Here is a 20,653-nt window from a genome sequence, read left to right as displayed (position 1 = left end):
CCGGAACGCGCGTTACTTGGCGGCCACCAGCACGGGCTCGGTCTCAAGCTCGGGCTCGGCCAGCTCGGGCATCGCCTTGAAGACCCAGGTGCGGTACGAGAAGAAGCGGAACACGGTGCCGACCCCCAGGCCGAGGACCTTGGCGGCCATCTTCTGCATGTCGCCGTCGAAGCCGAGGCCGTACTCCGAGATCGCCAGGATGCCGGACTCGATCACCATGCCGGCGCCGCTGAAGACCAGGAAGAGCACGATCTCCCGCCGGCGCGAGGTGGCGTCCCGGTCCTTGTAGAGCCAGTAGCGGTAGCCGAGGTAGTTGGTGCCGATGGCGACCATGGTGGCGATCACGTTCGAGCGCACCGAGGCGAGGCCGAAGGCGGTGATCAGGGTCCAGAAGATGAGGAAGTTGACCCCGACGCCGCTCAGGCCGACCAGCGCGAACTTCAAGGCCTCGCCGCGAAGCCCCATGAGCTTCTGTATCACCGAGGGCTTCGGGTCGGTCGTCATCCGGGGTCTCCATGTCTGCCGAGAGGACTGCGCACACGGGCGCGGCCGGTCAAGGCCGCTCTGCATGCACATCATCCGACAGTGTGCTTCGGGCCCGGCCATCTAGGCTACTCGCTCCCGCCTGATACACCGCTGCCCCCTGCCTCCCGACACCGGGGGCCGCCGGTGCAACCCCCGTGACCGGCCCGGATATCCTGGGCGGGTGACTTCTGCGGCCAAGGCGAATTTTCCAGTGGTGGGCGTGATCGGTGGCGGCCAGCTGGCCCGGATGATGCACCAGGCGGGCGTCCCGCTCGGCATCCGGTTCAAGCTCCTGGCGGACACCCCGCAGGACTCCGCCTCCCAGGTGGTCTCCGACGTGGTCCTCGGTGACCACCGCGACCTCGAGACGCTGCGCCGCTTCGCGGCCGACTGCGACGTGGTGACCTTCGACCACGAGCACGTCCCGACCGAGCACCTGCGCGCGCTCCAGGCCGAGGGCATCGCCGTCCGCCCGGACCCGTCCGCGCTGGTGAACGCCCAGGACAAGGGCGTGATGCGGGCCAAGCTGGACTCCATCGGCGCCCCCTGCCCGCGCCACCGCCTGGTCGCCGACCCGGCCGACGTGACCGCCTTCGCGAACGAGGGCGACGGCTACCCGGTGGTCCTCAAGACCGTCCGCGGCGGCTACGACGGCAAGGGCGTCTGGGTGGTCGACGACGAGACCGAGGCGGCCGCCCCGTTCCTGGCCGGCGTGCCGGTGCTGGCGGAGGAGAAGGTCGACTTCGTCCGCGAGCTGGCCGCCAACGTGGTCCGCTCGCCCAGTGGTCAGGCCGTCGCCTACCCGGTGGTGGAGAGCGTCCAGGAGAACGGCGTCTGCGCCGAGGTGACCGCCCCCGCCCCCGACCTGGACCCGGCGCTCTCCGACGAGGCCCAGCAGCTCGCGCTGCGGATCGCCGGCGAGCTCGGCATCACCGGCCACCTGGCGGTCGAGCTGTTCCAGACCCGGGACGGCCGCATCCTGGTCAACGAGCTGGCCATGCGCCCGCACAACTCCGGCCACTGGACCCAGGACGGTTCCGTCACCTCGCAGTTCGAGAACCACCTGCGCGCGGTGCTCGACCTCCCGCTCGGGGACCCGCGCCCGCGTGCCAAGTGGACCGTCATGGTCAACGTGCTCGGCGGCGACTACCCGGACATGTACCACGCCTTCCTGCACTGCATGGCCCGCGACCCGGGCCTGAAGATCCACATGTACGGGAAGGACGTGAAGCCCGGCCGCAAGGTCGGCCACGTCAACGTCTTCGGGGACGACCTCGACGACGTCCGCGAGCGCGCCCGCCACGCGGCCGCCTACCTGCGAGGAACGATCACCGAATGACCAGCCCCCTTGTCGGCATCGTGATGGGTTCGGACTCCGACTGGCCCGTGATGGAGGCCGCCGCCCAGGCGCTCGACGAGTTCGAGATCCCCTACGAGGTCGACGTGGTCTCCGCCCACCGGATGCCGCGCGAGATGGTCACCTACGGCGAGCAGGCGCAGGCCCGCGGCCTGAAGGCGATCATCGCGGGCGCCGGCGGCGCCGCCCACCTGCCGGGCATGCTGGCCTCGGTCACCCCGCTGCCGGTCATCGGCGTCCCGGTGCCGCTGCGCTACCTGGACGGCATGGACAGCCTGATGTCGATCGTCCAGATGCCGGCCGGTGTCCCGGTCGCCACCGTCTCGATCGCCGGTGCGCGCAACGCGGGCCTGCTGGCGGTCCGGATGCTGGCCGCCTTCGACCAGGAACTCACCGAGAAGATGACCGAGTTCCAGGCCGACCTGAACCGCCAGGCCACCGAGAAGGGCCAGAAGCTCCGCGCCAAGGTCGCCGGCTCCACCTCCTTCGGCTTCGGCAAGTAGCAACACCTTTGCCCGCCGTCCCGCGCCGCGCGCTCCTGCTGGGAGCCGCGGCCGCGGTGACGGCGGGCTGTTCCGTCTCCGGGCCGCGGGGCGCGCTGCGGCTGGCCGCCGGGCCCGAGGGCGGGCCGTACCGGACCTTCGGGCGGCGGCTGGCCGAGGAGGTCCACCGGGCCCACCCCGGGCTGACCGTCGAGGTGCTCGCCACCCCCGCCAGCGTGCGGAACCTGCGGCTGATCGACACCGGCGGCGCCGAACTCGGCCTGTCACTGGCGGACAGCGCCACCGACGCGGTGGCCGGCCGCGGCGCCTTCGCCCGGCCGGTGGCGGTGGCCGCCCTCGCCCGGCTCTACCTCAACCACCTGCACCTGGTGGTCCCTTCGGCCTCCCCGGTCCTGACGGTCGGTCAACTCGCCGGGCTGCGCGTCTCCCTGGGTGCCGAGGAGTCCGGCACCTCCGTGGTCGCCGAACGGGCACTGGCCGCCGCCGGGGTGCGGGCCGAGGTGCGGCTGCTCGGCACCGCCGAGTCCGTCGCGGCGCTGCGGGCCGGGGAGTTGGACGCCTTCTTCTGGTCCGGCGGGGTGCCCACCCCGGCCATCACCGAACTCGCCGAGCGCACGCCCGTCCGGCTGGTCCCGCTGGCGGAGACGGCGGTCGCGCTGCGCCGGGCCTACGGGCCGGTCTACGAGAGCGTGTCGATCCCGGCCGGCAGCTACCGCCAGCCCTCGCCCACCCCGACCGTGGGCACCCCCAGCCACCTGCTCTGCGCCGCCGGGCTGGACGCCGGGGTGGTGCGGGCCGTCACCGAGGTGCTGTTCCGCCGCCGGGACGACCTGCTGGCCCCGGACGCGCCCGGCAGCCGGCTGGACGAGCGGTACGCGATCGGGACGGGCGCCGTGCCGCTGCACCCGGGCGCGGCCGCCTACTACCGCTCGGTGTACTGAGCGGTCCGCACCTCCACGGTGAGGCCGTGGGGCCGGGTCCCGTGCAGCGCGAGCCCGGCACCGCAGCTCCGGGCCAGTTCGGCGGCGATGGCCAGGCCGAGGCCGCTGCCGGGGACGTTGCCGCGGTCCGGCGCGCGCCAGAACCGGCCGAGGGCGGTCGCCCGCTCCTCCTCCGTCAGGCCCGGGCCGTCGTCGGCGATCCGCAGGACCCCGCCGGTCAGCGAGACCACCACCCGGCCGCCGGGCGGGACGAACTTGGCCGCGTTGTCGAGCGCGATGTCCGCGATCCGGCCGACGGCGGCGGGCAGCGGGGCCTCCTCGACCTCACCCGCCTCCAGGGTCAACCCCTGCGCCGCGTACACCTCCTGCCACCCGGCCAGCCGGGGGAGCAGCCCGCCGGCCGGGACCTCCTCCGGCAGCCCGGCGTCCGCCTCCACCCGGGCCAGCGCCAGCAGGTCCTCCAACAGGGCCGCCAGCCGGTCGAGTTCGGCGAGCGTCTCCGCGTACTCGGGCTGCCCGTCGGCGGTCAGGTACGGCTCCAGGTTCTCCAGACGGAGGGAGAGCACGGTGAGCGGGGTGCGGAGCTCGTGCGAGGCATCGGCCACGAAGGCGCGCTGGCGCTCCAGCGCGGCCGAGATGGCGTCCGCCATGGCGTTGAACCGCTCCTCCAGACGGCGCAGCTCCACCGGGCCGCGGACGGTCGACACCCGCGCCCCGAGCCGGCCCCCGGCGATCTCCCGGGTGGTGGCGTCGAGTTCGGCCACCGGGCGGAGCACCCAGCCGGCCAACCGCCGGGCCGCCGCGAGCGATCCCGCCAGGGCCAGCACCGCCCCGACCGCCAGCGCCCCCCAGACCACGGCCACCTCCCGCCGGGCCGAAGCGGTCGGCACCCGGAGCACCACCGCCCCCGACACCTGCCCGTCCCGCCCGGCCGGCTCCGCCACCAGCACCGTCTCCGGTCCGCCCGGCGTCAGGAGCGGCAGCTCCGCCGTGGTCCGCCCCGACAGCGCCCGCCGCAGCGCGGCCCCGCCGCCGACCGCCCGCCCCGCGATCAGCACCCCGTCCCGGTCCCTGACCTCCACCGCCGTCCCGTACACCTCCGCGTACCGCTCCACCTCCGCCCCCAACCCCGAAGGCCCGCCCTCCCGCAACGCCCGGTCCGCCAACTCCGCGAACCGCGTCGCATCCGCCCGCCGCGCCAGCAGCAACTGGCCGGTCCGGTGCGAGGCGTAGGCGTACGCCAACGGCACCGCCAACGCCGCCACCAGACACACGATCAGCAACCCCTGGAGCACGAGCAACCGCCGCTGCATCACGCCTCCGGCCGGGGGCGGGAGGAGTTCTGGGGGCGGGTGTGGGCCGGGTCTCGGGCGATCGCGGACAGGCGTGCCGCGTGCGCGTGGGTGGTGGCAGCGGGGTGGGAGGGTGTGCGGGCGAGGTGGAACCAGCCCTCCGGGCAGGGGTGGGGGGAGTTTCGGGAGCGGGTGTGGGCCGAGCCCCGGGCGATTGCGGACGGTCGTGCCGCATGCGGCGACCTGCCGCGGGTGGTGTCCGCGGGGCGGGGGCGTGTGCGGGCGAGGCGGAGCCGACGGGCCGTCAGGAGCGGCCGCCCGCTGCCGTCCGGCCGCCTCGCGCCGGCCCGCCGCAGGCGGTACGCCACCCGGGTGCCTCTCCCGTGCCCCGCAGCCCGCCGCAGGCGCTCGCGTGCCGCCTCGCCGGCCCGCCGTGGCCGTCCTTCCCCCGCCCGCCGCAGGCGATGTTCATCCCTCATTCGGTGGCCAGGCGGTAGCCGGTGGCGCGGAGGGTCTGGATCAGGTGGGGGCGGGCGGTCTTGGCGCGGATGCCGGCCACGTGGACGTCGAGGGAGCGGGAGGCGGAGAGTTGGACGTCGCCCCAGAGTTCGTCGAGGATCTCCTCGCGGCTGCGGACCACCCCGGGCTCCCGGGCCAGCAGGGCGAGGACGTCGAACTCCCGGCGGGTGAGGGTGATCGCGGTGCCGGCCACCAGCACCTGGCGGGCCGTCAGGTCGATCCGGACGTCGCCGGCCTCGACCACCGGCCCGGCGGCGGCCAGCGGGCGGCTGCCGCGCCGCACCACCGCCGCCATCCGCGCCACCAACTCCGCCGTCCGGAACGGCTTCGCCAGGTAGTCGTCGGCTCCGGACCGCAGGCCGCGCAGCACGTCCCGCTCCTCCGTCCGGGCGGTCAGCACGATCACCGGCACCGTGGAGACCCGCCGCAGCCGCCGCAGTGCCTCCAGCCCGTCGAGGTCGGGCAGCCCGAGGTCGAGCAGGACGAACTCGCAGGTGTCCTTGAGTCGCAGCGCGTCGTCGGCCCGTGCCGCCCGCACCACTTGGTGGCCGTGCCGGGCCAGCGCCGGGATCAGCGCAGCCGCCAGCCGGTCGTCGTCCTCGACCAGGAGCACCCGCATGCCCACACCCTAGAGGTCGCGGGCGCGCAGCAGGGTGACGCCCAGGGAGATCAGCCAGAGGCTCCAGAGCACGTACCCGGCGAAGTTGGCCTGGCCGGCCCCGGGCACGCCGAGCGGCACCAGCAGCCCCGCGAGGATCAGCGGCACCGCCACCAGTGCCAGCGCGCCCGACGCGCGCCCGACGAGGCCGCCGCGCCGGAGGAGGAGCACGGCCAGGACGGTCCAGGCCGCCGTGAGCAGGTAGCCGAGGGTCTCGCCGATCACCTGACCGAGCACGGTGTTCAGGGTCGCGAACCGCTCCACGGCCTCCGCCGTTCCCGCGTGGTCGGCGACCCGCCCGGCCAGCGAGGGCACCAGCAGCGGCCAGCGCAGCAGTCCGACGACCTGGACGGCGGCCGCGGCCACGCCGGTGACCGCGACGCCGAGGGCCAGGCGGCGGGGGCCGCCCAGCCGGGCCAGCCGCAGGGCGATCGGCGCGAGCAGGGCGGCCCCGGCCGCGAGCAGGGCGAACAGGCCGCCGATCAGCGGGGCGTCCGCGTGGAAGCGCAGCAGTACCTGTTCGCCGGGCTGCTGGAGGACGTCCGGGTACTCGAAGGCCGAACCCAGCAGCACGAAGGCGGTGTTGGCGATCAGGGCGGCCCCGACGAGCAGGGCGCCGGTGACGACGTGGGGGGATCTCGCGGACATGGCTCCGCCTCTCGACCATATCTCTGTACAGCGTCCAATCTGTACGGCGTACAGCGATTCTGGACGGCGTACAGTATTCGCGTCAAGGGCTCCTCACCGGACGGAAGGCGGCACGGCATGACGACGGCACAACGGGGACGGCCCGGCCCGCGGCGCACCCTCACCGCGGAGGCGATCGTGGACGCGGCGCTGCGGCTGCTGGACCGGCGCGGGGCCGAGGCGGTGTCGGTCCGGGGCATCGCCGCCGAGCTCGGGGTGGCGCCCAACGCGCTCTACACCTACTTCCCGGACAAGTCGGCGGTGCTGCGCGCCGTGGTGGACCGCCTGGTCGGCGAGTACGATCCGGCCGCCCTGGCCGACCCGGCCCGGCCGTGGCGCGACCGGCTGCACGGGCTCGCCCTGTCGCTCCGCGCCCGGCTGCTGGCCCACCCGGGCGCGGCCGGGCTGCTGCTCGGTGCCCCCATGGACGGCCCGCGGGCGCTGGCCCTCGGCGAGGCACTCCTGGAGCTCCTCGCCGGGGCCGGCCTGGACGAGCGGGACGCGGCCCGCGCCTCGTACCTGCTGATCGTCTACGTCCTGGGCGCCATCGCCCTGGAGGCCGCCGAGCTCGACCCCGCGCTGCCCGTCCCGCCCGAGGCGGACCGCGTCGCGGCCCGCCGGGCCGCGCTCGACGCCGTCCCCGAGGAGACGTACCCTCGGACGGCCGCCGCCGCGCGGACCGTGTCCCGCTACATCACCACCGAGCAGTTCCGCTGGGGTCTGGACCGGGTCCTCGACGGTCTCGCCGTGAAGGGCTGAACCGGTCAGGCGGCCGTGGCCACCTTCGCCGGGGCCGCCTCCACGGTCAGCGCCGCGCCGCGGGTCTCACGCATCGTCAGGTAGACCACCAGCGACACCGCCGCGAGCCCCGAGACGTACCAGTAGTACCCGGACTCCATCCCCGCGTCCTTGAACCAGAGCGCCACGTACTCCGCCGTCCCGCCGAACAGCGCGTTGGCCAGCGCGTACGGCAGCGCCACCCCGAGCGCCCGGACCTGGGTCGGGAAGAGCTCGGCCTTCACCACCGCGTTGATCGAGGTGTACCCGGTGACGATGACCAGCGCGGCCAGCGCCAGCAGCAGGGCCTCGCCGAAGCCGCCCGCGTGCGAGAGCGTGGTCATCAGCGGCACCGTGCCGAAGGTGGCCCCGATCCCGAAGGCGATCAGCAGCGGCCGCCGCCCGATCCGGTCGGAGAGCGCCCCGGCCAGTGGCTGGAGCAGCATGAAGACGGTCAGCGCGCAGAAGCTCACCAGCGCCGCGTCGCTCTTGCTCAGCCCCACCGTGTTCGACAGGTACTTCGTGAGGTACGTCGTGTAGGTGTAGTACGCCACCGTGCCGCCCATGGTGAGCGCCATCACCAGCGCGAACTCCCGCTTGTGCTCCAGCAGTCGGCGCAGCGTGCCGCGCCCGTCGGCGTTCTCCGCCTCCTCGTAGGCCTCGGTCTCCGGCAGGTTGCGCCGCAGCCAGAAGACCACCGCCGCGCCGACCGCCCCGACCACGAAGGGGATCCGCCACCCCCAGGAGTGCAGGTCCCCGGCGGTCATGGTCCGCTGGAGCACGATCTGCAGCCCCAGCCCGATCAGCTGACCGAAGGTCATCGAGACGTACTGGAAGCTGGAGACGAAGCCGCGCCGCCGCGGCACCGAGGCCTCCGTCAGGTACGTCGCGCTGGCCGCGTACTCGCCACCGACCGAGAGCCCCTGCAACAGCCGGGCGATCAGCAGCACCACCGCCCCGGCGTAGCCGACCTGCCCGTACGTCGGTGCCACGGCGATCAGCAGGGCGCTGGCCGACATCATGGTGACGGTGAGGGTGAGCGCGGCCTTCCGGCCCCGCCGGTCGGCGTAGCGGCCGAGCAGCCAGCCGCCGACCGGGCGCATGAAGAAGCCGACCGCGAAGATCCCGGCGGTGTTGAGGAGTTGGGCGGTCGGGTTGCCGTGCGGGAAGAACGCGGCGGCGAAGTAGGTGGCGAAGCTGGCGTAGACGAACCAGTCGTACCACTCGACCAGGTTGCCGACCGAGCCGCCGAGCACGGCCTTCCACGGTGTCCGGGCTGATGACACGGGTGTACCTCCCCAGGTCGAAGGGCGGCGGCCGGGTGGGAGCCGCCGTGCCCGGAAGGTTCCTCCGCCCGGCACCCCGGGGACAGGGAGGCGCCCAAGACCTAACCTCCGGTTAACAGAGGCGGTAGAAATGTTCGTATGACTTCTGAGCTGGTGGACCGCGCCCGAGCCCTCCTCCGCACCGCCCCCGTGGTGGACGGTCACAACGACCTGCCCTGGGCGATGCGCGCCCAGGCCGGCTACGACCTGGACGCCATCGACCTGACGGCCGACCAGAGCGGCCGTCTGCACACCGACTTCGACCGCCTGCGCAGCGGCGGGGTCGGCGCGCAGTTCTGGTCGGTCTACGTCCGCTCGGACTTCGCGGGCGACCACGCGGTCAGCGCCACCCTGGAGCAGGTGGACTTCGTCCGGGAGATGACGGCGCGTCACCCGGAGGTGTTCCGCCTCGCGCTGACCGCGGACGAGATGGAGGCGGCCCGGGCCGAGGGCCGGATCGCCTCGCTGATGGGCGCCGAGGGCGGGCACTCGATCGACTGCTCGCTGGCCACCCTGCGGGCCCTGCACCAGCTGGGCGTGCGGTACATGACGCTCACCCACAACGACAACGTGCCGTGGGCCGACTCGGCCACCGACAAGCCGGAACACGGCGGGCTGACCGCCTTCGGCGAGGAGGTGGTCCGGGAGATGAACCGGGTCGGCATGCTGGTCGACCTCTCGCACGTCTCGCCCGACACCATGCGGGACGCGCTGCGCGTGTCCGAGGCACCGGTGGTCTTCTCGCACTCCTCCGCCCGCGCCGTCTGCGACCACCCGCGCAACGTGCCGGACGACGTGCTGGCCCAGCTCCCGGCCAACGGCGGCCTGGCGATGGCCACCTTCGTGCCCAAGTTCATCCTGCCCGCCGCCATCGAGTGGACCCTGGCCGCCGACGCCAACATGAGCGCCCACGGCTTCCACCCGCTGGAGACCACCCCCGAGGCGATGGCCGTCCAGCACGCCTACGAGGCCGCCCACCCGCGCCCGGTGGCCACCGCCGCCACGGTCGCCGACCACCTGGACCACATGCGCGAGGTGGCCGGCGTCGACCACGTCGGCATCGGCGGCGACTTCGACGGCACCGCCTTCACCCCGGCCGGCCTGGACGACGTCTCCGGCTACCCCAACCTGATCGCCGAACTGCTCGGCCGCGGCTGGTCCGAGGCCGACCTCTCCAAGCTCACCTGGCACAACGCCGTCCGGGTGCTCCGCGACGCCGAGACGGTGGCCGCCCGCCTCCAGACCGAGCGCCGCCCGTCCATCGCCACCATCGAAGCCCTGGACGGCCCGCGCTCCTGATACCGCCCGGCACCTGTGTGGCTGGCGTGAGTGGCTACACTGGGGGCGCGGGGAACTGCGCGCGGGGGAACGGCAGCACCTGCAACTGGCTCGCCTGCCCCGACCTCACGCTGGTCCGCCTTCCGGACTCGCGCAGTTCCCCGCGCCCCCGGGGTGACCAATGACCGGGTCGCCCCGGGGCGACCACCACCACGCCGCTTGCCGGATCTTGCCGACGGGCCTGACGGAGTCTCAGGGCATGGACGCGGCGAACCGGCCACGGTTAGGGTCCGTGACCATGACCTTCTCTGTGGTGGCCCGCTCCGGCGGTGCCTGCGGCATCGCGGTGGCCAGCAAGTTCCTCGGCGTCGGCGCGGCCGTCCCGGCGGCCGAGGCGGGCGTCGGGGCACTGGCCACCCAGGCGCTGGCCAACCTCGCCTACCGCCCGCAGGGCCTGGCCCTGCTGCGCACCGGCGTCGGCCCGGCCGAGGTGGTGGCCGGGCTGACCGCGGCCGACCCGGAGCGGGCGCACCGTCAGCTCGGCGTGGTCGGCCCGGAGGGCGACGGCGCCACCTACACCGGCGCGGAGTGCCTCAGCTGGGCGGGCGGTGTGAGCGGCCCCGGCTACGCGATCCAGGGCAACATCCTGACCGGCCCCGAGGTGGTCGAGGCGATGGAGCGCGCCTGGCTGGCCGGTGCCGAACTCCCCTTCGCCGAACGGCTGGTGGCCACCCTGGCGGCCGGGGACGAGGCCGGCGGCGACAGTCGCGGCCGGCAGAGCGCCGCACTCTGGATCGCCGAGGAGGGCGCCGGCCTCGGGGCCCCGGGCGGGATCAGCCACGACCTGCGGGTGGACGACCACCCGGCCCCGGTCACCGAACTGCGCCGCCTGCTGGCCGTCCACGACATCCTCTTCGGCACCCCGGACCCGGCCGCCCTGCTCGACCTCACCGGCGAGCTCGCCGAGGAGGTCGCCGCCCTGGTCGCCACCACCGGCTACACCACCCTCGACCAGTGGGCGGGCGTCGAGAACCTGGAGGCCCGTCTCGTCCCCGGCCGCATCGACCCCCTGGTCCTCGACCACCTGCGGGCCGTGACCAAGACCGCCTAGAGCCGGGGCAGTTCGATCGCCGGGCAGCGGTCCATCACCATGTCGACCCCGGCCTCGGTGGTGCGCGCGTAGGCCTCGGGGTCGACGACGTCCAGCTGGAACCAGACCGCCTTGGCGCCCTTGGCCACCGCCTGGTCGGCGACCTCGCCGGCCAGCGAGGAGTTCACGAAGACGTCCACCACGTCCACGTCGAAGGGGATCTCGGCGAGCGAGGCGTAACCCTGCTCGCCGAGCACCGTCTCGGCCTTCGGGTGCACGGGCACGATCCGCTTCCCCGCGCGCTGCAGCACCCGGGCCACGCCGTACGCGGCCCGCGCCGTGTTGCTGGAGAGCCCGACGACCGCCCAGGTGTCGCCGCTCTCGGTCAGGATCTTCCGCACCACCGGTTCCACGCTCATACCGGTGTGCAACCCCGCCCGCCCGGAGGGCTATTCCACGGTCGGGCGGCCCATCGCGCGGTAGGTCCAGCCGGCCGCGCGCCACTGGGCGCCGTCCAGCACGTTCCGCCCGTCCACCAGCCGCCGCTCGGCGACCACCGCGCCGATCGCGGCCGGGTCGAGCTCGCGGAACTCCTGCCACTCCGTCAGGTGGAGCACCACGTGGGCGCCTTCGACGGCCTCCAGCACGGAGTCGGCGTAGGTGATGCCGGGGAACATCTTCCGGGCGTTGTCCATGGCCTTGGGGTCGTAGACGGTGACCTGGGCGCCCTGGAGCTGGATCTGGGCCGCGACGTTCAGCGCGGGGGAGTCCCGGATGTCGTCCGAGTTGGGCTTGAAGGCGGCGCCGAGCACGGCCACCCGGCGGCCCAGGAAGCCGCCGCCGCACTGCTCGCGGGCCAGCTCCACCATCCGGGAGCGGCGCCGCATGTTGATCGAGTCCACCTCGCGCAGGAAGGTGAGCGCCTGGTCGGCGCCGAGCTCCCCGGCCCGGGCCATGAAGGCGCGGATGTCCTTGGGCAGGCAGCCGCCGCCGAAGCCGACCCCGGCGTTGAGGAACTTGCCGCCGATCCGCTCGTCGAAGGAGAGCGCCTTGCTGAGCTGCACCACGTCGGCGCCGGCGCTCTCGCAGACCTCGGCCATCGCGTTGATGAAGGAGATCTTGGTGGCCAGGAAGGAGTTGGCGGCCGCCTTCACCAGCTCGGAGGTGGCGAAGTCGGTGACCACGAAGGGCACGCCCTCGGCGATCGGGGTCGCGTAGACCTCGCGCAGCAGCTGCTCGGCCCGCTCGCTGCGCACGCCGACCACCAGCCGGTCCGGGTGCAGGGTGTCGCCGACGGCGTAGCCCTCGCGCAGGAACTCCGGGTTCCAGGCCAGCTCGGCGCCCTCGCCGACGGGGGCCAGCTCGGCCAGCCTGACGGCCAGTCGGTTGGCGCTGCCCACCGGCACGGTGGACTTGCCGACCACCAGCACGGGGCGGGTCAGCAGCGGGGCCAGCGAGTCCATCGCGGCGTCCACGTAGGACATGTCGGCCGCGAACTCGCCCTTGCGCTGCGGGGTGTTGGTGCAGATGAAGTGCACGTCGCCGAATTCGGCGACCTCTTCGTAGGAGCTGGTGAAGCGCAGCCGCCCGGTGGAACCGGGGTGCCCGGGCACGTGCTTGACGAGCAGCTCGGCCAGGCCGGGCTCGTACATCGGCACCCGGCCCGCCGCCAGCATGGCGATCTTCTCCGGGTCGATGTCCAGGCCGAGCACCTCGAAGCCGAGCTCCGCCATGCAGGCGGCGTGCGTCGCGCCGAGGTATCCGGTGCCGATCACCGTGATGCGGAGGGTCACGCGGGTCCCCTTTGGTCGTGCTGCGCGGGCGCTGGACAGTCCCCGATGCTAGTCGCTCGCCGGAGGGCCGTGTAACGAGTTCGCCCTAGTCCAGACCGTTCCGTTCCGGCCACCCCGGAGCCGCCGCCACAATGCCCGCATGACCTCCGAGAACGGGCCGGACCCGGCCGGGCTGAGCATCTTCGACGACGCCGACGAGGCCGCGGAACGGCCGGCCGCGAAGCCCCGCCGGCGCCGCGGCCGGCGGGTGCTGCTGATCACCCTGGTGGCACTGCTGCTGGTGGTCGGCGGTTGCACCGGCACGGTCTACTGGACCGCCGAGCACTACGCCTCCTCGGTGGCCCGCATCCCCGGTGCCTTCCCGACGGTGGCCGAATCCGCCCAGCCGAAGCCGGTGCCGAACAGCGGCCAGACCTTCCTGCTGGTCGGCCTGGACGCCCGCACCGACCCGACCGCCAAGGCCAAGGCCCCGGTCTGGAAGGCGGGCGCGGCCCGCAGCGACACCATGATGCTGCTGCACGTCTCGGCCGACCGGAAGAGCGCCTCGCTGGTCTCGCTGGCCCGCGACACCTGGGTCGACGTCCCCGGCCACGGCAAGGCCAAGCTCAACGCGGCCTACGCGTACGGCGGCCCGGCCCTGATGGTGCAGACGATCCAGGACCTCACCGGCGTCCGGATCGACCACCTCGCGGTGATCGACTGGAACGGCTTCCGCTCCCTCACCGACGCGGTCGGCGGGGTGGACATCACCATCCCGCAGACCATCGAGGGCAAGGGCGAGGCCCGCCAGTGGGACGCCGGCACCCACCACATGGACGGCGCCACCGCCCTCCTCTACGTCCGCGAGCGGTACGGCCTGCCCGGCGGCGACCTGGACCGGACGCGCCGTCAGCAGTACTTCCTGCGCGCCCTGATGCAGCAGACCCTGGAGTCGGGCACCCTCGGCAACCCCGGCAAGCTGCGGGGCCTGCTCGGCGCGGTCGGCGAGGTGGTCAGCGTGGACGACCGGCTCTCCAACGGCGACCTCTACGAGCTGGCCTGGAGCCTGCGCGGCCTGCGCGGGGACGGGGTCCGCTTCCTGAACGCGCCGTTCGGCGGCTTCGGCGACGAGGGCGGCCAGTCCGTGGTCTACCTGGACCGGAGGGCGGCGGAACCGCTCTGGGAGGCGATGCGCAACGACCGGATGGCGGAGTACCTGGCCGAGCATCCCGGCTCCGGGGAGCTCGGTGACGTAGTCCGTTGAGAACGGTGTCGCGCATGTCACGTACGGGGTAGGCAGGGCGCGAGCCTAGAATTACGCTTACTTAACGGTAATTAACGTGGTCCGAGTTCAAGGGGCGAGGCACATGGCGGGCAACTCCGGGGCGGATTTCGACCTCTTCCGGCTCAGCGAGGAGCACGAGATGCTCCGTGAGGCGGTGCGGTCGCTCGCGGAGGCGAAGATCGCCCCGTACGCGGCCGAGGTGGACGAGCAGGGCCGCTTCCCGCAGGAGGCGCTGGACGCGCTGCAGGCCAACGACCTGCACGCCGTGCACGTCCCCGAGGAGTACGGCGGCGCCGGCGCCGACGCGCTGGCCACCGTCCTGGTGATCGAGGAGGTGGCGCGGGTCTGCGCGTCCTCCTCGCTGATCCCGGCGGTCAACAAGCTCGGCTCGCTGCCGGTCCAGCTCTCCGGCTCCGAGGAGCTGAAGGCCAAGTACCTGGGCGCGCTGGCCCGGGGCGAGGGCATGTTCTCCTACTGCCTCTCCGAGCCGGACGCCGGTTCGGACGCGGCGGGCATGAAGACCCGCGCGGTGCGCGACGGCGACTTCTGGGTGCTCAACGGCGTGAAGCGCTGGATCACCAACGCCGGCGTCTCCGAGTACTACACGGTGATGGCCGTGACCGACCCCGAGAAGCGCTCCAAGGGCATCTCCGCCTTCGTGGTGGAGAAGGGCGACGAGGGCGTCTCCTTCGGCGCCCCCGAGAAGAAGCTCGGCATCAAGGGCTCGCCGACCCGCGAGGTCTACCTCGACAACGTGCGCATCCCGGCCGACCGCATGATCGGCGAGGAGGGCACCGGCTTCGCCACCGCGATGAAGACCCTGGACCACACCCGCGTCACCATCGCGGCCCAGGCGCTCGGCATCGCCCAGGGCGCGCTGGACTACGCCAAGGGCTACGTCCAGGAGCGCAAGCAGTTCGGCAAGCCGATCGGTGACTTCCAGGGCGTCCAGTTCATGCTGGCCGACATGGCGATGAAGCTGGAGGCCGCGCGTCAGCTCACCTACGCCGCCGCCGCCAAGTCGCAGCGGACCGACTCCGACCTCACCTTCTTCGGCGCGGCTGCCAAGTGCTTCGCCTCGGACGCGGCGATGGAGATCACCGTCGACGCCGTCCAGCTGCTCGGCGGCTACGGCTACACCCGTGACTACCCGCTGGAGCGCATGATGCGCGACGCGAAGATCACCCAGATCTACGAGGGCACCAACCAGATCCAGCGCATCGTCATGGCGCGCAACCTGCCGTAAGGCCGGGCGCCCCGCGCGAAGGGTCCTGCCGGGTGACGGCGGGGCCCTTCGCCGTTCCTGCTCCGCGGCCGACGGTCCGTCATGACCTAGCGTGGGGTGGTGCGTGTTGCCGAGCGGGTGCCGCTCCTCTGCTTCGTGGGGTGCTTCGTGTTCGCCGGGGGGAACGCGGTGGGCATCCGGTTCAGCAACCGGGAGCTGGACCCGCTGTGGGGCGCGGCGGTCCGGTTCGGGGCGGCCGCGGTGGTGCTGCTCGTCGTGATGGCGGTGATGCGGCTGCCGCTGCCGCGCGGACGGGCCCTGGCCGGGGCGGTGCTCTTCGGGGTGCTCAACTTCGGCGTCACCTTCGGCCTCGCCTACTACGCGCTGCAGCGCGTCCACGCCGGGCTCGGCCAGACCATCCTGGCCCTGGTCCCGCTGGTCACCCTGCTGCTGGCCGCGGCCCAGGGCCGGGAGCGGCTGCGCGGGCGGGCCGTGCTCGGCACGCTGCTCGCGGCCGCCGGGGTGGCGGTGGTCTCCCAGGCCTCACTCTCCCGGGCCGTCCCGGTGCTCTCGCTGCTCGCGATCCTCGGCGCCGTCCTCTGCTTCTCCGAGGCCGCCGTGCTCGCCGACCGCCTCCCCCCGCTCCACCCCGTCACCACCAACGCCGTCGGCATGACCGCCGGGGCCGCCGTCCTCTTCCCCGCCTCCCGCCTGGCCGGCGACGCCTGGACCCTCCCCACCCGCCCCGCCACCTGGTGGGCCGTCAGCTACCTGGTCCTGATCGGCTCCGTCCTCACCTTCGTCCTCTACCTGCTGGTCATCAAGGGCTGGGGCGCCCCCCGGGCCGCCTACATCTTCGTCCTGGTCCCCGTGGCGACGATCGTCCTCTCCGCCTGGCTCGACGACGAACCCCTCACCGCCGCCCTCCTCCTCGGCACCCCGCTGATCATCGCGGGCGTCTACCTCGGAGCCCTCCGGAGACCCGCCCCGGACTGACCCGCCGTCAGTACGGCAGCAGTCCGGTGGTGGCGAGCTCGAAGCGGCCGGCTTGGGCGGACCAGGCGTTGCCGGGGCGGACATCGGGGGTGGCCAGCCAGGCGGACCACTCGTCGGTGGCTGGGTGGGGGCGGACCAGGAGTTGGGCGTGGGGGCCGTCCGGGCCCTGGTAGAGGAGGGCGGGGACGGGCGGGCCGTAGTCCACGGCCTCGTCGCAGTCGCAGTCGTCCTCCTCCTCGTCGTCCTCCGGGACGGTGGTGCCGGGCCAGGGGAGCCAGCGGCCGTCCTCCCAGACGTGCTCCTCATGGAGTGTCAGCTCCCAGAGGGGCGGGCCGGCGAGCGGGCCGGCCTGGGGGCCGTACCCCGGCTGGAAGAGGACGCGCAGGGCCGGGGCCCCGGGCCGTCGGACGAGGGCACGGCGGATGCGGACCGCCTTGGCGGCGGAGGCCAGGCAGACCAGGCCGAGCCCGGCCAGGCCGGCGGTCACCACCAGCACCGTGGGGTCGGCGAGTTGGAGCGCCGCAGCCCCGGCGAGCAGCACCGCGCCGAGGACCACGCGTCCGGCGGGAGGGGAGGGGTGATCGGCGAAGGGGGAGGGATGTCCGGCCAGGGTCCACGGGTACGGGACCTCGGGGCCCATCAGTTCGGCCAGCTGCCGACGGGCCCGGCGGCGACCGAGGGCGGCGACGGTCAGTAGGGCGGCCAGCGCCGCCTCGGCGAGCAGCAGGACCCAGAGGGCGGCCCCGTCCGGGGCGCCGGGGGCGTACCAGAGGAGGGGGAGCAGGGCGTAGGCAGCGAGCGGGAGTCCGCGCGGGCGGGCCCTCAGCGCCAGCGCCTGGAGCAGCAGGGCGGCGACCACCGCGTCCACCGAGGCGTACCAGTGCGGTGCTTCGTCGAATTCGGGGCCGGTGGGCACCACGAGCAGGAGGAGGATCAGCCCGAGCGGGAGCAGCCCCAGCCGGCGGGAGTCCCAGCGGTGGGCGGTGCGGGCGGAGCGCCAGCGGGCGGCGGCCTCGGGGGTGAGCGGGGGAGCGTCGGGCAGGGGCGGTGCGGGGTGGAGCATGGCGGCGATGGTGTCACGGGGTCCGGCGCCGGTGCGATGAGATTTCCAATCACGCGTCCGGGGCGCCCGTTGTTGCGCCCTGCGGCGGGGGCTCCCTAGGCTCGCCGGGCACCGAGTGCCCACGGAACGAGGAACCGTCATGACCGTCGCCGCCAGCCGGGACCTGCTGGACCGGAAGATCGACCTCTGCTTCGGGCAGGCCGACCTCGACAAGGACGGGGTGATCGACGCGACGGACGTGCTGGGCCTGGCCTCGCGGATGATCGACGCGTCCGGGGTGGCCTTCGACTCCCCGGAGGCCACCGCGATGCTGACGGCGGCTCAGGGCTGGTGGAAGGCGCTGGTCGCGGACCTGGACACCAACAAGGACCGCAAGATCCAGGAGCACGAGTACCGGGCCGGGATGCGGCTGCTGGCGCAGGCGCCGGGGGCCTTCGACGACGTGCTGGCGCCGGCCGCCCACGCGGTCTTCCGGCTGATGGACCGGGACGGCGACGGCCGGATCTCGGCGGCGGAGTTCTGGGACTTCCAGCGGGCGTTCGGGTCGAGCGAGCCGGCCGCCCGGTTCGCCTTCGAGAAGCTGGACACCGACCGGGACGGGGTGCTCTCGGAGGCGGAGGTGCTCTCGGCCTTCCGCGGCTTCTACACCTCCACCGACCCGGACCACGTCGGCAACTTCCTCTTCGGCGACGCGCTCAGCTAGCGAGAAGAACGACCGAAGGGCCGCACCCCCGTGGCGGCCCCTCGGTCGTTCCGTGTGACGTTCCGTGTGACGTCCGGTCAGGTCAGTCGGTGGCGATGGCCGCCAGGACGTTCATCCGCCCGGCCCGGAAGGCCGGGAAGAGCGCGGCCAGCAGGCCGATGACCGCCGAGGCGATCAGGATGCCGATGATGGTGCCGACCGGGACGTTCAGCAGGTTGAGGCCCTGGGAGGCCAGCACCTGCTGGGAGGTGACGCCCCAGCCGAGGCCGAGGCCGGTGCCGAGGAGGGCGCCGAAGACGGCGATCACCACGGACTCCAGGCGGATCATCCGGCGGAGCTGACGGCGCGACAGGCCGATGGCGCGCAGCAGGCCGATCTCGCGGGTGCGCTCGACCACCGAGAGCGCGAGGGTGTTCACCACACCGAGCACGGCGACCACGATGGCCAGGCCGAGCAGGCCGTAGACCATGTAGAGCAGGGTGTTGACCTGGCTCTGCACGAGGTCCTTGTAGCCGGCCTTGTCGGTGATGGTCAGCTGCGGGTACTCCTTGAGCGAGTCCTGCAGCGCGGCCAGCGACTTCGCCGGGTCGACGCCGTCGGCGGCCTTGGCGAAGGCCATCCGGTCCGCCGGGAGTTCGGCGGCCGGGATCACCTTGGCGACGGTCTCGGTGTTGAGGAAGATGCCGGACAGGATGTCGTTGCCGCCCTTGGCGATCAGGCCGACGGTGAGCTCCTGGGTGTGGCCCTGGCCGTAGTCGGCGGCGATCTTCGAACCGATCGAGAGGCCGCGCTCCTTGGCGAAGTCCTCGCCGACCACGACCCCGCCGGGGGCGAAGCCCGCCTCAGGGGTACCGGCCTTGGCCTCGAACTTGAAGTTCCTGATGAAGGAGGACGAGGCCGCGGCCAGGTGCTCGCTGGTCCGCTTGCCGTCGGGAGTGGTGAGCTTGGCCTCGACGTTCTTCTGGAGCGTCAGCTCCTTGAGCCCGGGCGTCCGCTCGATCGCCTGGACCATCGCCGGGGTGAGCTCCGCGGCCTGGCCGGCCACGATGTAGTCGGCGCCGACCGAGCTGTCGAGCTGGTCGTTCGCCGAGGTGACCATCGAGGAGGTGACCACCGAGGCCCCGGTGACCAGCGCGAGGCCGATCATCAGCGCGGCGGCGGTGGCGCCGGTGCGGCGCGGGTTGCGGGTGGCGTTGCGCTGGGCCAGCTTGCCGGACGGGCCGAACAACGCGGGCAGTACCGCACCGAGCACCCGGACCACGAAGGTGGCGAGCAGCGGGCCGACCACGACCAGGCCGACCAGGGTCAGCACCACGCCGCCGCCCAGGAGCATGCCCCCGGTCCCGGCGGCGGAGGCGCCCGCGGCTGCGGCCAGCAGGGCGGCGCCGCCGGCGGTGAGCACGATGCCGATGGCGGCCCGGATCCGGTTGGCCTTGGGCTCGGTGGGGGTGCCGTGGTCGCGCAGTGCGGCCATCGGGGAGATCTTGGAGGCCCGGCGGGCCGGGATCCAGGCGGCCAGCACGGTGATCACCACGCCGACCAGGTACGAGGCGATCGGCACGCTGGCGCCGATCTCCAGCTCGGCCGACGAGAGGTTCATCCCGGCGGCCTTCATCAGCTGGATCAGGCCCATGGCCAGACCGATCCCGGCCAGCAGACCGAGGGTGGAGCCGAGCACGCCGAGGATCAGCGCCTCGACCAGCACCGAACGGTTGACCTGGCTGCGGCTGCCGCCGATGGCCCGCATCAGGCCGATCTCGCGGGTGCGCTGGGCGACCAGCATCGAGAAGGTGTTGATGATCAGGAAGCCGCCGACCAGCAGCGAGATCCCGGCGAAGCCGAGCATGGCGTACTTCATGAAGTCCAGGAAGCCCATGTCCTTCTTGCCCTGGGCCTTCTGTTCCTCGGCGGTGAAGGCCTCGTAGCCGCTGCCGAGTGCGCCGAGCGCGGCGCTCTTCAGCTGCGCGTCGGTCTTCGAGCCGTCACCGGTCACCTCGACCGAGGTGAAGGCGGTCGCACCGAGCAGCACCTTCTGCGCGGTGGGCACGTCCATGAAGGCCAGCGCCGCACCGGGGTTGGTGGTCTGGAAGGTGGCGATGGCGGAGATGGTGAAGTCGTGGTTGCCGGTGGCGGCTATCAACCGGAGTTTGGAGCCGAGGCCGAGCTTGGCCTTCGAGGCGGTGTCGGCGTCCAGCACGATCTGCTCGGGGCCGACCGGGGCCTTGCCCGAGGTGATCTTCAGCATCACCTGGTCGTCGTGCCAGGAGCCGGTGATGGTCGGGGCGCCGGAGGTCGGGCCGACCAACTTGTTGGTGGCCGGGTCGACCAGCACCGCGCTCTGCGAATTGACCTCGCCGCGCGCGGACTTGACGCCCGGCAGGGCGGCGACCTTGGCCTGGACGTCGACCGGGACGGTGCGGGCCTTCTCGCCGATCATCCCCTCGCCGTCACCGTCCTCGTCCGGCGCGGCCGGGCGGACGGAGAGGCTGGAGGCGGTGGTGGCGAAGAGCTTGTCGAAGGTGGCGGTCGCGGTGTTGGAGAACACCAGGGTGCCGGAGACGAACGCGACCGAGAGGACCACAGCGATCAGGGAGAGCGCCATCCGCCCCTTGTGGGCGAAGAAGCTCCGTAGGGAGGTCTTGAGCAGCATCGGATTC

General features: G+C 73.2%; 19 protein-coding genes. 10 read left to right on the top strand and 9 right to left on the bottom strand.

Features of this window, described 5'->3' with window-relative positions; translation table 11 throughout:
* Positions 1-12: 12 nt before the first annotated feature.
* Entirely contained in the window at positions 13-504 is a 492-nt protein-coding gene (locus ACIA8O_RS27320; RefSeq protein WP_396296635.1) for a GtrA family protein, read from the bottom strand.
* Between the two features lie 268 nt (positions 505-772).
* Between ACIA8O_RS27320 and ACIA8O_RS27315 the strand changes: the two genes are divergently transcribed.
* Genes ACIA8O_RS27315 through ACIA8O_RS27305 form a run of 3 tightly spaced genes read left to right on the top strand, consistent with a single transcriptional unit; the run spans position 773 to position 3,326 of the window.
* Positions 773-1,864: a 5-(carboxyamino)imidazole ribonucleotide synthase gene (locus ACIA8O_RS27315; RefSeq protein ID WP_396296910.1), complete on the top strand. Its 1,092-nt coding sequence runs from the start codon at positions 773-775 to the stop codon at positions 1,862-1,864.
* Positions 1,861-2,385, top strand: a complete 525-nt coding sequence (purE, locus tag ACIA8O_RS27310; protein WP_396296634.1) for a 5-(carboxyamino)imidazole ribonucleotide mutase — start codon at positions 1,861-1,863, stop codon at positions 2,383-2,385. Before ACIA8O_RS27315 ends, purE begins: the two co-directional genes overlap by 4 nt.
* An 8-nt stretch (positions 2,386-2,393) precedes the next feature.
* Entirely contained in the window at positions 2,394-3,326 is a 933-nt protein-coding gene (locus ACIA8O_RS27305) for a TAXI family TRAP transporter solute-binding subunit (protein WP_396296633.1), read from the top strand.
* On the opposite strand, the gene ACIA8O_RS27300 is transcribed toward ACIA8O_RS27305, so the two are convergent.
* From ACIA8O_RS27300 to ACIA8O_RS27290, 3 genes are all read right to left on the bottom strand, one after another.
* Complete coding sequence (locus ACIA8O_RS27300) at positions 3,308-4,639, bottom strand: ATP-binding protein (RefSeq protein ID WP_396296632.1); 1,332 nt, start codon at positions 4,637-4,639, stop codon at positions 3,308-3,310. The two genes, ACIA8O_RS27305 and ACIA8O_RS27300, sit on opposite strands and share 19 nt — an antisense overlap.
* A 454-nt stretch (positions 4,640-5,093) precedes the next feature.
* Positions 5,094-5,756, bottom strand: coding sequence for a response regulator (locus ACIA8O_RS27295; RefSeq protein WP_396296631.1), 663 nt, complete (start codon positions 5,754-5,756; stop codon positions 5,094-5,096).
* Positions 5,757-5,765: 9 nt separating this feature from the next.
* Positions 5,766-6,443 (bottom strand): DUF4386 family protein, encoded by a 678-nt coding sequence (locus ACIA8O_RS27290; RefSeq protein WP_396296630.1) that lies wholly within the window; start codon positions 6,441-6,443, stop codon positions 5,766-5,768.
* Positions 6,444-6,560: 117 nt separating this feature from the next.
* Between ACIA8O_RS27290 and ACIA8O_RS27285 the strand changes: the two genes are divergently transcribed.
* The gene (locus ACIA8O_RS27285; RefSeq protein WP_396296629.1) at positions 6,561-7,241 is read left to right on the top strand and encodes a TetR/AcrR family transcriptional regulator; all 681 of its coding nucleotides are present in this window, start codon (positions 6,561-6,563) and stop codon (positions 7,239-7,241) included.
* 5 nt (positions 7,242-7,246) lie between these two features.
* On the opposite strand, the gene ACIA8O_RS27280 is transcribed toward ACIA8O_RS27285, so the two are convergent.
* A complete protein-coding gene (locus tag ACIA8O_RS27280) occupies positions 7,247-8,545 on the bottom strand; it encodes an MFS transporter (protein ID WP_396296628.1) in 1,299 nt (432 codons plus the stop codon).
* A gap of 138 nt (positions 8,546-8,683) precedes the next feature.
* Here ACIA8O_RS27280 and ACIA8O_RS27275 point away from each other — a divergent pair, with 138 nt between their 5' ends.
* Complete coding sequence (locus tag ACIA8O_RS27275) at positions 8,684-9,883, top strand: dipeptidase (RefSeq protein WP_396296627.1); 1,200 nt, start codon at positions 8,684-8,686, stop codon at positions 9,881-9,883.
* 277 nt (positions 9,884-10,160) lie between these two features.
* Positions 10,161-10,973: a DUF1028 domain-containing protein gene (locus ACIA8O_RS27270; RefSeq protein ID WP_396296626.1), complete on the top strand. Its 813-nt coding sequence runs from the start codon at positions 10,161-10,163 to the stop codon at positions 10,971-10,973.
* Here ACIA8O_RS27270 and ACIA8O_RS27265 read toward each other — a convergent pair.
* Together ACIA8O_RS27265 and ACIA8O_RS27260 are read right to left on the bottom strand one after the other, a co-directional pair.
* A complete protein-coding gene (locus tag ACIA8O_RS27265; RefSeq protein ID WP_396296625.1) occupies positions 10,970-11,371 on the bottom strand; it encodes a CoA-binding protein in 402 nt (133 codons plus the stop codon). The genes ACIA8O_RS27270 and ACIA8O_RS27265 overlap by 4 nt on opposite strands.
* Before the next feature lie 30 nt (positions 11,372-11,401).
* Complete coding sequence (locus tag ACIA8O_RS27260; RefSeq protein WP_396296624.1) at positions 11,402-12,745, bottom strand: UDP-glucose dehydrogenase family protein; 1,344 nt, start codon at positions 12,743-12,745, stop codon at positions 11,402-11,404.
* A 139-nt stretch (positions 12,746-12,884) separates the two neighbouring features.
* Here ACIA8O_RS27260 and ACIA8O_RS27255 point away from each other — a divergent pair, with 139 nt between their 5' ends.
* From ACIA8O_RS27255 to ACIA8O_RS27245, 3 genes are all read left to right on the top strand, one after another.
* Complete coding sequence (locus tag ACIA8O_RS27255; RefSeq protein WP_396296623.1) at positions 12,885-13,988, top strand: LCP family protein; 1,104 nt, start codon at positions 12,885-12,887, stop codon at positions 13,986-13,988.
* Positions 13,989-14,091: 103 nt separating this feature from the next.
* Positions 14,092-15,255 carry an acyl-CoA dehydrogenase family protein gene (locus ACIA8O_RS27250; protein ID WP_396296622.1) on the top strand — a complete coding sequence of 388 codons (1,164 nt, stop codon included), beginning with the start codon at positions 14,092-14,094 and terminating at the stop codon, positions 15,253-15,255.
* A 99-nt stretch (positions 15,256-15,354) separates the two neighbouring features.
* On the top strand, positions 15,355-16,230 hold the full coding sequence (locus tag ACIA8O_RS27245; RefSeq protein WP_396296621.1) for a DMT family transporter: 876 nt from the start codon (positions 15,355-15,357) through the stop codon (positions 16,228-16,230).
* 7 nt (positions 16,231-16,237) lie between these two features.
* On the opposite strand, the gene ACIA8O_RS27240 is transcribed toward ACIA8O_RS27245, so the two are convergent.
* On the bottom strand, positions 16,238-17,293 hold the full coding sequence (locus tag ACIA8O_RS27240) for a hypothetical protein (RefSeq protein WP_396296620.1): 1,056 nt from the start codon (positions 17,291-17,293) through the stop codon (positions 16,238-16,240).
* Positions 17,294-17,432: 139 nt separating this feature from the next.
* Here ACIA8O_RS27240 and ACIA8O_RS27235 point away from each other — a divergent pair, with 139 nt between their 5' ends.
* A complete protein-coding gene (locus tag ACIA8O_RS27235; RefSeq protein ID WP_396296619.1) occupies positions 17,433-17,996 on the top strand; it encodes an EF-hand domain-containing protein in 564 nt (187 codons plus the stop codon).
* An 82-nt stretch (positions 17,997-18,078) separates the two neighbouring features.
* Here the strand turns inward: ACIA8O_RS27235 and ACIA8O_RS27230 are convergent, their stop codons facing one another.
* Positions 18,079-20,646: an ABC transporter permease gene (locus ACIA8O_RS27230; protein ID WP_396296618.1), complete on the bottom strand. Its 2,568-nt coding sequence runs from the start codon at positions 20,644-20,646 to the stop codon at positions 18,079-18,081.
* Between the last annotated feature and the right edge of the window lie 7 nt (positions 20,647-20,653).

The organism is Kitasatospora sp. NPDC051853, assembly GCF_044452665.1.
Taxonomy (GTDB): domain Bacteria; phylum Actinomycetota; class Actinomycetes; order Streptomycetales; family Streptomycetaceae; genus Kitasatospora.
The sequence above is the reverse complement of the archived record's forward strand: the minus strand, read 5'-3'. Positions and strand labels throughout refer to the sequence as shown.

Bases quoted from the DNA above. Each gene is read 5' to 3' on its own strand.
- ACIA8O_RS27320 (WP_396296635.1), bottom strand. From the start codon at position 504: ATGACGACCGACCCGAAGCCCTCGGTGATACAGAAGCTCATGGGGCTT.
- ACIA8O_RS27315 (WP_396296910.1), top strand. From the start codon at position 773: ATGATGCACCAGGCGGGCGTCCCGCTCGGCATCCGGTTCAAGCTCCTG.
- purE (WP_396296634.1), top strand. From the start codon at position 1,861: ATGACCAGCCCCCTTGTCGGCATCGTGATGGGTTCGGACTCCGACTGG.
- ACIA8O_RS27300 (WP_396296632.1), bottom strand. From the start codon at position 4,639: ATGCAGCGGCGGTTGCTCGTGCTCCAGGGGTTGCTGATCGTGTGTCTG.
- ACIA8O_RS27295 (WP_396296631.1), bottom strand. From the start codon at position 5,756: ATGCGGGTGCTCCTGGTCGAGGACGACGACCGGCTGGCGGCTGCGCTG.
- ACIA8O_RS27290 (WP_396296630.1), bottom strand. From the start codon at position 6,443: ATGTCCGCGAGATCCCCCCACGTCGTCACCGGCGCCCTGCTCGTCGGG.
- ACIA8O_RS27285 (WP_396296629.1), top strand. From the start codon at position 6,561: ATGACGACGGCACAACGGGGACGGCCCGGCCCGCGGCGCACCCTCACC.
- ACIA8O_RS27275 (WP_396296627.1), top strand. From the start codon at position 8,684: ATGACTTCTGAGCTGGTGGACCGCGCCCGAGCCCTCCTCCGCACCGCC.
- ACIA8O_RS27270 (WP_396296626.1), top strand. From the start codon at position 10,161: ATGACCTTCTCTGTGGTGGCCCGCTCCGGCGGTGCCTGCGGCATCGCG.
- ACIA8O_RS27265 (WP_396296625.1), bottom strand. From the start codon at position 11,371: ATGAGCGTGGAACCGGTGGTGCGGAAGATCCTGACCGAGAGCGGCGAC.
- ACIA8O_RS27255 (WP_396296623.1), top strand. From the start codon at position 12,885: ATGACCTCCGAGAACGGGCCGGACCCGGCCGGGCTGAGCATCTTCGAC.
- ACIA8O_RS27250 (WP_396296622.1), top strand. From the start codon at position 14,092: ATGGCGGGCAACTCCGGGGCGGATTTCGACCTCTTCCGGCTCAGCGAG.
- ACIA8O_RS27240 (WP_396296620.1), bottom strand. From the start codon at position 17,293: ATGCTCCACCCCGCACCGCCCCTGCCCGACGCTCCCCCGCTCACCCCC.
- ACIA8O_RS27235 (WP_396296619.1), top strand. From the start codon at position 17,433: ATGACCGTCGCCGCCAGCCGGGACCTGCTGGACCGGAAGATCGACCTC.
- ACIA8O_RS27230 (WP_396296618.1), bottom strand. From the start codon at position 20,646: ATGCTGCTCAAGACCTCCCTACGGAGCTTCTTCGCCCACAAGGGGCGG.